Source organism: Bacillus sp. bc15 (assembly GCF_900142585.1).
GTDB lineage: Bacteria > Bacillota > Bacilli > Bacillales > Bacillaceae_G > Bacillus_A > Bacillus_A cereus.
In genome coordinates, this window is sequence record NZ_FRBJ01000002.1 from 572,240 (window position 1) to 584,556 (window position 12,317).

Sequence of the window (12,317 nt, forward strand, 5' to 3'; positions counted from 1 at the left end):
GCGGTGTTTTCTCTAGTAGGAGTTGCACCGTATTTTCATCAACTAAAAATTTAATAGTGTCCCCAAAAATGAAATTTGGTGCTCCCCCTAAAACATCTGGACTGTAATAGCCAATAAAAAATGCAAACCAAACGCCCCTTAATCAGTCGTTTGGTTTGCATTTCCTTTTTCTAAAACCACAGAAAAGATAAGCACTATAGTTAACAGCATAATAAACCTTACTTCACTTCCATCACTTACAAAAAATGAATACAAAGTATATATTAAAATTAATATTCCATAAATAATTTTCTGCAATGTACTCCCTCCTTTTTGCCGTATATATTTTAGTATAAAAGTTTGATTCAAGTCCTATATCCAAATGAAAATACTTTTCTCTTGTTCATTTATCTATTTTCTTTTTATAACTCAAACTTCTTCGAATCATACTTTTCTAGAGTTTGCTGCAATTCATCTTGTTCATATGGAATATGCTTATCTGTCTGTATATCTTCAACATTTGCTCCACCTGCTAATAATCTCCTGTACATAAAAGAGTGCCCTGTTAATACTGTTTTAATCATTTTGTATCGCCCTCCTTTTGTTTGATTACTTGTATCATAAAACAAGTATCTGAAGTTGATATGTAGTCTATCTAGAGTGTATGTAAATTTAGAAAATCTCTAATAAAATGTTTGTATTATAACGTTACCACCAAAACTATTGCCCTAAACACCATGATTTGAAGAGATAGGCCCCCATGTTCTAGTCTCAATTCTTCCTACAGTTCTATATTCAGTAGAACTAGTTAATTCCTATAATATAAAAAGAGCACCACTTTTTGGATGCTCCTCGTTATAACTATATATTATTTAATTTCCTTCTTTTGCTGGTACCATTTTTCCTTCTTGAGAATCTGTACCTTCTGTTCTTTCAACTGTTTTTGCATATTCTGGTTTCTCAGGGGATCCCATTTCAAATCCTGGTTGAGAATCTGTACCTTCTTTTGTTGGTACCATTTTTCCTTCTTGAGAACCTGTACCCTCTGTTCTTTCAACAGTTTTTGCGTTTCCTTTAGGAGTTGCTGGCACTGCATCTTTAGGTAAATCAAAGTTTTGTGAGAAAGACGTTGTTCCATCTACACTCTGTGTAATTACTTGATTTGAACTACCTTCATTTGACTTTAAATTGTCCATTTTCGCATCATCTGCACCTCCCGCTACCAATCCTGTACTTAAAAGTGCTCCTGCTAATAATGTTTTAATCATTTTTCATTACCTCCTGTTTATTTGTAATATTCATCAAAAAAGTATCTAGAGTTAATGTTTTAGTCATTATCTTTATCTACTTGCTTTTTGATTACATTTAGCATAAGACAAGAATCTATAGTTGATATGGACTGTATCTGGAGATTATGTAAAGAAAAATAGATGATCAATTGTATATCCTAATGGATGCTTAGACAAGATTGAAACTTTATATGAATTTGGATAATTGAGTTCCCCTTTGTTTTTGGGTGTGAGGGACTAACCCTTTCTAATTTGAAAGCAAACTTTTTATTAATTGAAGAATTAAAAGAGGTGGGGATCTTACTGCCCATTAATGCGGGATAAAAGAAAACCGCCTGAAATGATGTGTAATCGAATAGTAGTACATAAAAAAATACAAGTAACAATAAATTAAATCTCGTTAAAACAAAAAGGGGATGTCCTAGTACCATGCCTAGGACATCTCCTTTACTTATCTAAATTTCTAAATTCTATACAGCACTATCAATTAAACAATTATTAGATATATCTTCTATCTAAAACATCGTATTATCATTAGCTGCTTCACTTGGAATCTCTTGAATTACATCCCAGTGTTCGACAATCTTTCCATCCTTGATACGAAATATATCCACTATAGCAACTCCCTTATCTTGAGAATTAGTACGAGAATGTACATGAAGAGCAACTGTATCCCCTTCAGCTACTACACGTTTAATCTCTGCAGAGGAATTAGGATTTTTAACAAAATCCTCCTTAAAGAAATCCATGAAGGCTTTTCGTCCATCAGCAACAAAAGGATTATGTTGCTTATAATCTTCGCTAACATATTTAGGGATAATATCGATATTATGTTTGTTAAAAACTTCATTATAGAAGTCAACTACCATCTTTTTATTCTTTTCATTTTCTTTCACTTCTTTTGATACAGAAGCAACATTCTCGCTCTTTATTGAGTTTCCTTTGTTATTACCGGTGGAAGCTTGATATACCAAAGTCGAAACTACTCCTAAAATAAATACAGAAATAATTGTTATGATTAAACTTTTCTCTAATTTCATATATACCTACCTCTTCTACTTAAATAAGTTTTCTTCTATAAAAAGTTTGAAGAAGGAGAAACCTTCCCCAAAATGTAATGTCAGGGGTAATGTTAGGAATTTCATTTATCCTAACCTCCCCCTATACAAGGCATATTAGAAACGATTAACTCTAACTTAATACCTCATTAACAGTTGCACTGTCCACAATTTGAATAAACTTCTTAACCTTATCGTTCTCATCAAACTTATAAAGATGACAAAAATCTGCTACAAATGACTTACCTGTAGCTTTATATGTTCCACTATATTTTCCATACACAATAACAGTATTGTTATTAAAAGTATAAATTTCATCTTTAGCGCTATAGTCATCCCATTCCGTGCCAAGACGTTCATGTACGTTTTTCACTACTTCATCTGGACCTATATAAGTACCTGCATATGGAAACCCAGCAGCTTCTGTCCAAGATACATTTTCACTTAAATACGTTTTGAACGCATCCAATTTCCCTTCGCCAGTTAACACATACGTTTCATGTAATAGTTTTTGATATTTATTCATATCATTAACCCCAAGGCATTTCTTTTGTTACAACTTTTGCACTTAATTCTAATACACCTTTATTTGCATAGTCTGGATATGCTGCTTCAAGTTTTGCCACAAAATCTTTTGAAGTTCCACTTTCCTCAGAAGCTTGAACCGCAGTTCTTAGATAATCCATTGTCGCAGTAAGTGCTTGATTATTTAGAGATTTTTCGATTGATCCATGGCTTGGTACAATTATGTCAGCATGTAATGCTTGTAACACTTTCAAGTTCTCAATCCACGCCTCCATCGCCGCTTTTGAACTAGTATCCGCTAAGAATACATGTATTTCGTTAAATACATCAATACCACCAATTAATACTTTCAGCTCTTTATTAAATAAGCTAGTTCTGTAATGATCTAAGCCTACTAGTTCAATTGTTAACCCCTGAAAATCAATTGTGTTTTCTTTAAACACTTGAGGTAATACCACGTTACTTGGTGCATTTTCTCCAAGGACGTCTTTCCAAACTTTTAATTTCCCTAAGACAGAATGAACGATATGTTCAACAGTAGACTCCGTAGCATACGCTATAGCTTCTGGGTAAGCAGCTTTAATATTTTCTAATCCAAAGTAGTAATCAGGATCCCCATGAGTAATAAAGATTTTATCTAAAGATAAGTCATTTTTTTTCAGATACTCAACAATTTCTTTCGAATCAGATTGAGTAAATTTTGAGTTTATTAAAAATGCATGTCCTGCTTTCTCAACTAATGTCGCTGTGACCATAAAGCTTTTTTCATCCGAACTAAACACCGTTAATTTCACATCTTGTTGATTTGTATCGATTGTTTTAAACATAGTATGTTATTCTCCTTTTGTTAAAGTTATTAACTAATTATCATATTTTTATCTTGTTCCGATAAAATCTCCCACTCCCATTCATCTGAAAGTGTAATAGTACTGGCGAATATTCCGGAGATGAATGTCAGGTGGCCTAAGATAACATGTTTGCTACTATATCCTAAATTTTCTTAATATAAATTTTTAAAACGCGCTTCAATTTTATCCGGCGTCATTACGCCACCACCAATAGGAATAATTTGATTATCCTTTTGTAAAAGTAAGGAAGGATAGCTATTAACACCAAGCTGTCGAACTTTATTGAAATCATTTTGGACATCTATTATTGTTTCTTGAGCGTTTAAACGTTCTAATACTTGTTCAGGGTCCAAACCATGCTCGATTGCAATCTTGCGATATGTTTCAGGATCACTCAGACTTTGGCCCTCATAATAAAACGCTTTTTGCATAGCCGAAGTGAATTCTAACAAACGTTCTGGCGCTAATGAGCGTAAAGCTGAAAAACCAATTGCAGCATCTTTCGAATTCATTTTAAAAGTCCCTTCCTCCACCAATTTTTGATATGAAGGACCAAATTCAGCACCTGTAAGTTGATTAATTCTTTTATTTCCTTCTTCTATATATGAGAAGTTTTTCATTGGTAAATTATCTAAAAATAACCCTCCACATAAAACCGTTAATGGCACTTCAATTTGGTTTTTGTAAAATCCTTTAATACTTTCTGAAAAACCATAGCACCATCCACAATATGCATCCCATACGTAAATAAGGTTATCTTGTTTCGTCTCCATTTAAATCTCCTACCTTTTTTTTTATTATCCAGCTCAACTAAATTTTTGATTTATATAAGTACATCTTTTTATACCTTGTTCTTTTTTAGATACCTTACTATATTTCCCCAAAACTAATATTTCCAAAGAAAGATCCACCAAGGTTTTTAACAAAAGATAACATTGCAACTTATTGCCCCGTAACAGAAAATACTAAAGCTTAGAATATGCATTGATTTGAATGTGTTAGTAACTTTCTACACCGGGTGGCAACGTATGGACCACCATCCTTAATTAAATATATAAATCATATTTTTAGCAGATATTAGTTGTAACTAAATTGATTACATCTTTATGTAACTATTTTAGTTACAACTAATATAGAAGTCAATTCTTTTTTTCGAAAACATTAAATTTCTACATTAATCTACAACCAATCCCACTCTTTAAAAAAATATATCAACGATTATTCGATTATATCGATCGTAACTCCGAATATATCAACGTTTCGACACAACATATCGATTTACCGACAAATTTCGAGCGCGTTATCTCCTAAACTAACAACCAATCCCACATCACGTTCACCTACAAAGAAAAAAAGCACCAGGTCCCCCCTAGTGCTCTCCCCCTAAAACAAATGACAAGCCACCTGATGCCCCTTCGCAATCTCCACCATCTTCGGTACTTCCTGTGCGCATTTTTCAGTGGCGAATTTGCAGCGCGTTCTGAATTTACAGCCGGACGGTGAGTTTAGTGGGCTTGGTACTTCTCCCTCTAGGATGATCCGTTCTTTTCCTATGTTTGTTGGATCTGGTTCTGGCATGGATGAGAGTAGTGCTTGTGTGTATGGATGTGCCGGTTTTGTGTATAGGTCTTCGCTGTCGGCAATTTCTACTATGTTTCCTAAGTACATGACTCCGATTCGGTCTGATATGTGTCTTACCATGGATAAGTCATGTGCGATGAATAAGTATGTGACGCCTGTTTCTTCTTGGATGTCTTGCAGCATGTTTACGACTTGTGCTTGGACTGAGACATCAAGTGCTGAGATTGGTTCGTCACATAAGATAAAGTCTGGTTTTACAGATAGTGCGCGCGCGATGCTAATGCGCTGGCGCTGGCCTCCACTAAATTCGTGCGGGTAGCGATATAAATGTTCTTCTTTTAAGCCTACCTTTTTCAGAAGGTCTAAAATGATTTCTTTTTGTTCTTCTTTTTCGTAGGAACCGTGAATGTTCATCGGTTCGCTAATAATTTGGAATACGTTCATTGCCGGGTTTAATGATGCGTATGGATCTTGGAAAATAATTTGCATTCGTTTTCTATATTCTTTTAGTTCACTTTCTTTTAAACTTGCGATATCTTTTCCGTCGAATAAAACGTTACCTGAAGTGACATCGTGTAAACGAATGATGCTTCTTCCTGTCGTTGATTTTCCGCAACCTGATTCTCCTACTAATCCGAATGTTTCACCTTTTTTAATGGTGAAGCTAAGGTCATCGACTGCTTTTAGTTGCTCTGTTTTCCTGCCAAATAGTCCTTTTTTAATAGGAAAATACTTTTTTAAGTTCCGAACTTCAATTAAGTTTTCTTCATGCATGGAAATCACCTACCGCCCTATCATTTAACCAACACATGGAACGTCTTTCGTTTCCGATTTCAAAATATGGTGGACGTTCTTTTTCACAAATATCCATCGCATGCGGACAACGCTCTGCGAATGGGCAACCTTGTGGCGGGTTTAATAAGTTTGGTGTTACCCCTTGAATAGGAGCGAGTCTTTCTTTTACGCCGTTCGCTATTTTTGGCAGAGAGTTTAATAGCCCTTTCGTATATGGATGATTCGGCGATTGGAAAATATCAAGTACAGATCCTTCTTCCATAATAAGCCCGCCGTACATAACGATGACGCGCGTACAGTTTTGCGCGACAATTCCTAAGTCATGCGTAATAAGAAGTAACGCCATATTCGTTTCGTTCTTTAAGTTTTTCATTAAATCTAGTATTTGTGCTTGTATCGTTACATCAAGTGCAGTCGTCGGTTCGTCAGCAATAAGAAGGTCTGGGTTACAAGACATCGCCATTGCGATCATAACCCGCTGCTTCATACCACCGCTTAGTTCATGCGGATATTGTTTTACCCTTTCTTCTGGTGACGAAAGGCCGACTTGTTTTAACAAGTTAATCGCGATTTGCTCTGCTTCTTTCTTTTTCACTTTTTGATGACGTATAATTACTTCCGTCATTTGTTTCCCAATTTTCACGACTGGATTTAGCGCTGACATTGGATCTTGAGAGATAAGTGAAATTTGATTTCCTCTAATAGAACGTAATTCTTTTTCAGATTTAGAAAGTATGTTTTCATTATGAAAAAGGATTTCCCCTTCTTTCACTTTTCCTGGTGACGTAACGAGAGACATAACAGACTTCGCCATTACACTCTTTCCGCTTCCAGATTCCCCAACGATACCGACTACTTCTCCTTTATTTAAGCGAAATGTAACGCCGCGAACCGCTTCAACTTCGCCACTTTCTATGAAAAAAGAAGTCTTTAAATTTTTCACTTCTAGTAGTTTTTCAGACACGCTTCTCACTCCTTTCACTTAACACTTTAGTTTTCATGTCCGGCTCCTTTTGGTGCGAAAGCTTTCTTCAATGCTTCACCAATTACGTTAAAACTAAGTACCGTTAAAAGGATAAGGAATCCTGGGAAGAGTGTTAAATACCAAGCTTCACCAATATATCCTTGCGCATTGTTTAACATGCTGCCCCAAGAAGAATCTGGTTCTCTAATACCTAAACCTAAAAAACTAAGTGATGATTCCATTAAAATCGATGTCGCAATTGTTAATGTCGCAGCGATAATAATGGTTGATAAAATGTTAGGAATGATATGTCTTACAATAATCATAAGTGATTTTTGTCCTGATACTTTTGCGTATAAAACGTACTCACGCTCTTTTACAGATAACGTTTCTGCCCTTACAATACGGGCGGTGTCCATCCATGTTAGTAATCCGATAATAAGAACTAACGTCGTAATTCCTGGTTTTAAATACGCATTTAATAGTAGCATTAAAAAGAATGATGGAATTGACATAAGCACTTCAACAACTCGCATTAAAAAGTTGTCTAACTTTCCGCCAAAATATCCGCTAATTGTTCCAACTGCGGTACCGATTGTAATAGAAACAACCATCGCAAGAAAACCGACCGCAAGTGAAACTCGTCCGCCATATAACGCTCTCGTTAAGTAATCTCTTCCGTAATCATCCGTTCCGAAAGGATGACTCATACTTGGTTCTTGTAAGCGATCTGGAATCGACATTTTGCTAGGATCGTACGGCGATACGAATGCGAAAATTGATGCGACCGTTAAAATCGCAAGTATAATAACTCCCATTGCAACAAACTTATTTTTCGTAAAGCTATGTTTTATCGTTTGAAATCTCCTATTATTCATTCCAAATCACCCCCTCATTCGAATGCGCGGATCTACTACGCCATATAAAATATCAGCAATTAAGTTACCGAGAATTAACATGAATGATGATAGTAATGTAATTGCCATGATAATCGGATAATCAAATCTAAAAATAGCATTTACCCCAAGTGAACCAAGACCCGGCCATGAAAATACTGTTTCCGTAATAAATGCTCCGCCTACTAAACTTGGAATCGATAATCCGAAAATTGTAATGATCGGTATTAATACATTTCGAAGTACGTGATTAAATAACACCGTTTTCTTTGAAGCGCCGTACGCATATTGAATTTGTACATATTCTTCTTCTAATTGCTGAATCGTACTTGAACGAATATATCTCATATAAACAGATACGTTTTGGAACGCTAGCACCATGCAAGGTAAAATGCCGTGTTGCACAATATCCCAAACAGAATCTTTACCAACGGTGCGCATACCCATACTCGGAAGTAGGTTCCATTTTAAAGAGAATAAGTAGACTAATAGTAGTGCAAACCAGAAAACCGGCATAGAAATACCAACGTATGAAATAAAGTTTACAATGCGGTCAAAGAATGAATTCTTTTTCACACCTGTAAATAGTCCAAGCGGTATTGCGATTACGAATGAGACGAGTAAAGATGATCCCATTAACCCAATTGTTGCAGGTAATCTTTCTGTGATAAGTTCCAAAACAGGACGATGATTTTGAAGTGAGTAACCAAAGTTTCCTGTTAAAATATTTTTTAACCATAAAAAATACTGCACGTAAATTGGTTGATCTAGTCCTAAACTTTTACGAATACGCTCCACATCAATTGGACTCATGTTTGGCGTGACAAAATTTCGAACAGGATCCCCCGGCGCTAGCTTTATTAATAGAAAAGAAATAATAGAAATAACAAATAAAAGCGGAATTGCATTTAAAAGCCTCTTCGCAATTACTTTATACACAAACTTCCCCCCTCAAGCTAAAGAAGCTGATTTCCACCAGCTTCTTTACGGTTTCTTATTTCACTTCATAGATCTTAGATAGATCTTCAAACATTGTGACAGGAATCGCTTTCGCTTCTTTTAATCCATCAAACTTTTTATCTACTGCAATAACTGCTTTCGGATACGCGATTGGTAGATAAGGTACGTCTTCTCTAGCTGTCTCTTGAATTTTATGGTATAGCTCTGCGCGTTTTGTTTTATCTGTTTCAACTGCAGCTTCTTCCCATAACTTATCGAAATCAGCGTTTTTATATCGTGCATAATTGTATTCAGCATTGCTTAAGAATAAGCTCTTATATGAATCTGGCTCAGGTCCCATTATGTAACCACCAAATGTAATGTCATATTCTTTATTCTCTTTATCTAAGCCTTTTTCACTTGCCGCACTAGCATCTAATGCATTTAGTTCAACTTCTAAGCCAACTTCTTTTAATTTTTGTTGTGTATATAACGCTAAGCTTTCCATAATTTTATTATTCGTTACATACATCACACGTACTTTTTCCTTATCTTTCACGCCAGCTTTTGCTAATAAATCTTTCGCTTCTTTTTTATCATACTTATAGTCTTTAATATCTTTCGCATAATACATAGCGTCTGGCGTTAAGATTGAATTTGCTGGTTCTGCAAATTCACCTGAAACGAATGCTGAGTTAATCATTTCTTTTTTATCTAACGCATGCGCAATTGCTTGACGCACTTCTTTTTTCTTCATAAGATCAGTATTCATGTTATAAGATAAGTAGAATAATCTACCTTCAGGGAATGTCACCATTGAGAAGTTCCCAGTGCTATCTAATTTCTTAAAGTCTTGCGGCTCAATCATCTTCATGTTGATTTGACCATTTTGCAGTGAAACATTTGCTGTATTACGGTCTTTTACAACTCGGTATACGATAGAGTCTAATTTAGCTTTCCCACCTACATAATCATCGAATCGATCTAATGCAACGTACTCATCTGATTTATATTCTTTAAACTTAAACGGACCTGACCCTACAGGTTGTAAGTTTTTCTTACTCTTCGCTAAATCTGCTTCCCCTTCAAATACATGTTTCGGAATCGGGAAGAAATCATTCATCACACCTTCGAAAGATGCGCTTACTTGTGGTAAAACGAATTGAGTTGTTAACTCATCTACCTTTTTCACCTCAAGCGGCTTTCCTTTAAAAATAAAGTTTTCACGACTTGAGCTATTTTGCTTCTCATCTAAAATAGATTGGAATGTAAATGCTATATCGTCTGATGTAATTTTCTTACCATCATGCCATTTCAAATTATCTTTTAACTTCAGTGTCCACGTTAATTGATCTTCTGAAGGCGTAAAGCTCTCAGCAAGAACAAACTTTTTCTTACCGTCTTCCATATGATATAGCGGCGCATATAAAGCCTGCTGCACAGTTAATGACACACGATCATTCGCATAAAGCGGATTCATCGTATCTGGATTATCGCTAACACCAATCGTTAACGCCCCTCCGTCTTTCGGAGTCCCTGATTTACTAGTGCTCGCTTGCTTCGAATCTTTTTCCCCTGAACAAGCAGCTAATGCAATAAATAATAGTAGGACAAATGGTAATACAAACAACTTCTTCTTCATATTTCGACCCCTCTCGACTATTTACACCTATAAGAAAACTCGGAATTAATACCGAGTTTTCTTATAGGTTTTAAATTACCACTACCCGTATGTATTGTCAAACTTTTTCGCAAAGGTAGAAAGTTTGTAATCTATTAATGCATTCTTGCGATAAACTATATTTATGCGGAGGAGAAAATAAAAAGACCACGAATAAGTAGCCTCATAAAATGAGTTAAAAAACTATCAACTTACAGAAAATCCCTCTAAAATGATTGTTTTATATGATCGAAAATGTAGAATGGGATTAAAGACAAAAAACACATTTAAGAGGTTATCATGACATTTGATGAATTGAAAAAAAATAAACCAACAACCTCATGGGTTGAGTATGATGAAGATGGGGAATTTTTTACTGAAGAAAATATAAGTGCAACAAATACAGTTCTTGACACTTACATTAACAACTTACAGCGATTAGGAGAGAATCCAACCGAAGTCGAAGTAATGCAAGTTGTTAAAGAGGTAGTTATTAAATTAAATGAATTAAATATCGAACATGACCATTTTATCGAAACAATGGAAAGAGAAGATCTCTATGAATTTATCGATACAGCAGCACGAATAGCTGGCTTAGAATCCGAGGAAGATATAACAGAAGAATGGCGTGAATGGTAAAAAGTTGCATCTCTAATAATTAGAGGTGCAACTTTTTCATATACCAATTGAATGAATGATTTGATGTCCGCGCAGAATTCATATATTTCAACATAATATTAAAAGGCTTCAATTATAAATACTAGCACACCCATCCTGACAAAAAGACCACCAAAAGGCAGTCTCAAAACTCAATCTTATTCCCTACTCCTTGCTCCACCGCTTTCTCATACAAATACTTCGCAACGATAATATCTACTACCGCCAAACCAACTGATTTGAAAATAGTAATCTCTTCATCATTTTCGCGGCCAGCTTTTTCTTTGCTTATAATTTGACCAAGTTCAGCGTGAATGGCGTTTGCTTTGAATAGACCTTCTTTTATCGGAACTTGAAGGTCTCCTGTTTCGTCTAGTGCTGCTTCTTTTGATTCGACTACTACTTTGTTTGCTTCAGCTATGGCATGTGAGGGTAGTTCTTGCATGCTCGGTCTGAATGAGCCGACGGCGGTTACGTGGACGCCTTTTTGTAGTGTTTCTGAGAAGACTGGTGTGGTTGCGTTCGTAGTTGTGACGATAATGTCTGCTTCACGTATTGCTTCATTTGGATCCCTGTAAACGTAAGCAGGTTTACCAAATTTCTCTTGTATATGTTGCGCAAATGCATACGCTTTTTCTTCTGTTCGATTGTATAAGATGACTTTTTCGATATCTCTAACTGCAAATATTGCTTCGGCAATTCCTTTCGCTTGTTCGCCCGTGCCGATAATGCATAAAGTTTTTGCGTTATGACGAGCTAAATATTTTGTCGCTACTCCTGATAAGGCGCCCGTTCGGATCATCGTTAAGTACGATCCTTCTAGAAGTGCGAGCGGTTCTCCCGTTTGAAAGTCTGATAGCATCACAATCCCATTGATCGTTTTCTTTCCTATCTGTTTATTTTGCGGGACTACCGTTACTATTTTTACTCCAAGTGCCTCAAGTCCTTCCGCTACTGAAGGCATAATTAATGCCGTATTTTGCTCGTTCGCAAATGGTAATGAGCCTCTTATTGGTGTAATCGTTCTTTCTGCGGAAAATTCTTTTAAAGCAAGCGCCGCGTATTCAATAACTTCATTCATATTTACTAAGTTTCTTTGTTCGTTCGCGCTTATAACTAGCATATC

14 protein-coding genes are annotated in these 12,317 nt (G+C 35.8%); 1 reads left to right on the forward strand and 13 read right to left on the reverse strand.

The window, feature by feature from the left end; all coding sequences use genetic code 11:
• Window positions 1–138: 138 nt before the first annotated feature.
• The 12 genes from BUA87_RS31350 to BUA87_RS12875 all read right to left on the reverse strand — a co-directional run bounded on the left by BUA87_RS31350 (window position 139) and on the right by BUA87_RS12875 (window position 10,516).
• Entirely contained in the window at window positions 139–297 is a 159-nt protein-coding gene (locus BUA87_RS31350) for a hypothetical protein (RefSeq protein WP_016513668.1), read from the reverse strand.
• A 104-nt stretch (window positions 298–401) separates the two neighbouring features.
• On the reverse strand, window positions 402–563 hold the full coding sequence (locus tag BUA87_RS31355) for a hypothetical protein (RefSeq protein ID WP_016513667.1): 162 nt from the start codon (window positions 561–563) through the stop codon (window positions 402–404).
• A gap of 288 nt (window positions 564–851) precedes the next feature.
• A complete protein-coding gene (locus BUA87_RS12825; protein ID WP_023521283.1) occupies window positions 852–1,247 on the reverse strand; it encodes a hypothetical protein in 396 nt (131 codons plus the stop codon).
• Between the two features lie 536 nt (window positions 1,248–1,783).
• Window positions 1,784–2,308, reverse strand: a complete 525-nt coding sequence (locus BUA87_RS12835) for a nuclear transport factor 2 family protein (protein ID WP_000764214.1) — start codon at window positions 2,306–2,308, stop codon at window positions 1,784–1,786.
• Window positions 2,309–2,459: 151 nt separating this feature from the next.
• Window positions 2,460–2,852, reverse strand: a complete 393-nt coding sequence (locus BUA87_RS12840; protein WP_001046367.1) for a nuclear transport factor 2 family protein — start codon at window positions 2,850–2,852, stop codon at window positions 2,460–2,462.
• A gap of 4 nt (window positions 2,853–2,856) precedes the next feature.
• The gene (locus BUA87_RS12845) at window positions 2,857–3,678 is read right to left on the reverse strand and encodes an MBL fold metallo-hydrolase (RefSeq protein WP_072939860.1); all 822 of its coding nucleotides are present in this window, start codon (window positions 3,676–3,678) and stop codon (window positions 2,857–2,859) included.
• Window positions 3,679–3,851: 173 nt separating this feature from the next.
• Complete coding sequence (locus BUA87_RS12850; RefSeq protein WP_072939865.1) at window positions 3,852–4,472, reverse strand: DsbA family protein; 621 nt, start codon at window positions 4,470–4,472, stop codon at window positions 3,852–3,854.
• A gap of 610 nt (window positions 4,473–5,082) precedes the next feature.
• On the reverse strand, window positions 5,083–6,054 hold the full coding sequence (locus tag BUA87_RS12855) for an ABC transporter ATP-binding protein (protein WP_000544130.1): 972 nt from the start codon (window positions 6,052–6,054) through the stop codon (window positions 5,083–5,085).
• Complete coding sequence (locus BUA87_RS12860) at window positions 6,047–7,039, reverse strand: ABC transporter ATP-binding protein (RefSeq protein ID WP_001291162.1); 993 nt, start codon at window positions 7,037–7,039, stop codon at window positions 6,047–6,049. Before BUA87_RS12860 ends, BUA87_RS12855 begins: the two co-directional genes overlap by 8 nt.
• A 26-nt stretch (window positions 7,040–7,065) precedes the next feature.
• Window positions 7,066–7,917: an ABC transporter permease gene (locus tag BUA87_RS12865; RefSeq protein WP_001065278.1), complete on the reverse strand. Its 852-nt coding sequence runs from the start codon at window positions 7,915–7,917 to the stop codon at window positions 7,066–7,068.
• 6 nt (window positions 7,918–7,923) lie between these two features.
• Entirely contained in the window at window positions 7,924–8,874 is a 951-nt protein-coding gene (locus tag BUA87_RS12870; protein ID WP_000278780.1) for an ABC transporter permease, read from the reverse strand.
• A 55-nt stretch (window positions 8,875–8,929) separates the two neighbouring features.
• Window positions 8,930–10,516 carry an ABC transporter substrate-binding protein gene (locus tag BUA87_RS12875; RefSeq protein ID WP_000727717.1) on the reverse strand — a complete coding sequence of 529 codons (1,587 nt, stop codon included), beginning with the start codon at window positions 10,514–10,516 and terminating at the stop codon, window positions 8,930–8,932.
• 318 nt (window positions 10,517–10,834) lie between these two features.
• On the opposite strand from BUA87_RS12875, the gene BUA87_RS12880 reads away from it, so the two are divergent.
• Window positions 10,835–11,173, forward strand: coding sequence for a hypothetical protein (locus BUA87_RS12880; RefSeq protein ID WP_000141782.1), 339 nt, complete (start codon window positions 10,835–10,837; stop codon window positions 11,171–11,173).
• Window positions 11,174–11,336: 163 nt separating this feature from the next.
• On the opposite strand, the gene BUA87_RS12885 is transcribed toward BUA87_RS12880, so the two are convergent.
• Window positions 11,337–12,314, reverse strand: coding sequence for an ornithine cyclodeaminase family protein (locus tag BUA87_RS12885; protein ID WP_072939869.1), 978 nt, complete (start codon window positions 12,312–12,314; stop codon window positions 11,337–11,339).
• Window positions 12,315–12,317: the final 3 nt, after the last annotated feature.

Excerpts from the sequence above, each read along its gene's own strand:
- BUA87_RS12855 (WP_000544130.1), bottom strand. The coding sequence starts at position 6,054 with ATGCATGAAGAAAACTTAATTGAAGTTCGGAACTTAAAAAAGTATTTT.
- BUA87_RS12825 (WP_023521283.1), bottom strand. The coding sequence starts at position 1,247 with ATGATTAAAACATTATTAGCAGGAGCACTTTTAAGTACAGGATTGGTA.
- BUA87_RS12885 (WP_072939869.1), bottom strand. The coding sequence starts at position 12,314 with ATGCTAGTTATAAGCGCGAACGAACAAAGAAACTTAGTAAATATGAAT.
- BUA87_RS31355 (WP_016513667.1), bottom strand. The coding sequence starts at position 563 with ATGATTAAAACAGTATTAACAGGGCACTCTTTTATGTACAGGAGATTA.
- BUA87_RS12845 (WP_072939860.1), bottom strand. The coding sequence starts at position 3,678 with ATGTTTAAAACAATCGATACAAATCAACAAGATGTGAAATTAACGGTG.
- BUA87_RS12865 (WP_001065278.1), bottom strand. The coding sequence starts at position 7,917 with ATGAATAATAGGAGATTTCAAACGATAAAACATAGCTTTACGAAAAAT.
- BUA87_RS12850 (WP_072939865.1), bottom strand. The coding sequence starts at position 4,472 with ATGGAGACGAAACAAGATAACCTTATTTACGTATGGGATGCATATTGT.
- BUA87_RS12840 (WP_001046367.1), bottom strand. The coding sequence starts at position 2,852 with ATGAATAAATATCAAAAACTATTACATGAAACGTATGTGTTAACTGGC.
- BUA87_RS12875 (WP_000727717.1), bottom strand. The coding sequence starts at position 10,516 with ATGAAGAAGAAGTTGTTTGTATTACCATTTGTCCTACTATTATTTATT.
- BUA87_RS12835 (WP_000764214.1), bottom strand. The coding sequence starts at position 2,308 with ATGAAATTAGAGAAAAGTTTAATCATAACAATTATTTCTGTATTTATT.
- BUA87_RS12880 (WP_000141782.1), top strand. The coding sequence starts at position 10,835 with ATGACATTTGATGAATTGAAAAAAAATAAACCAACAACCTCATGGGTT.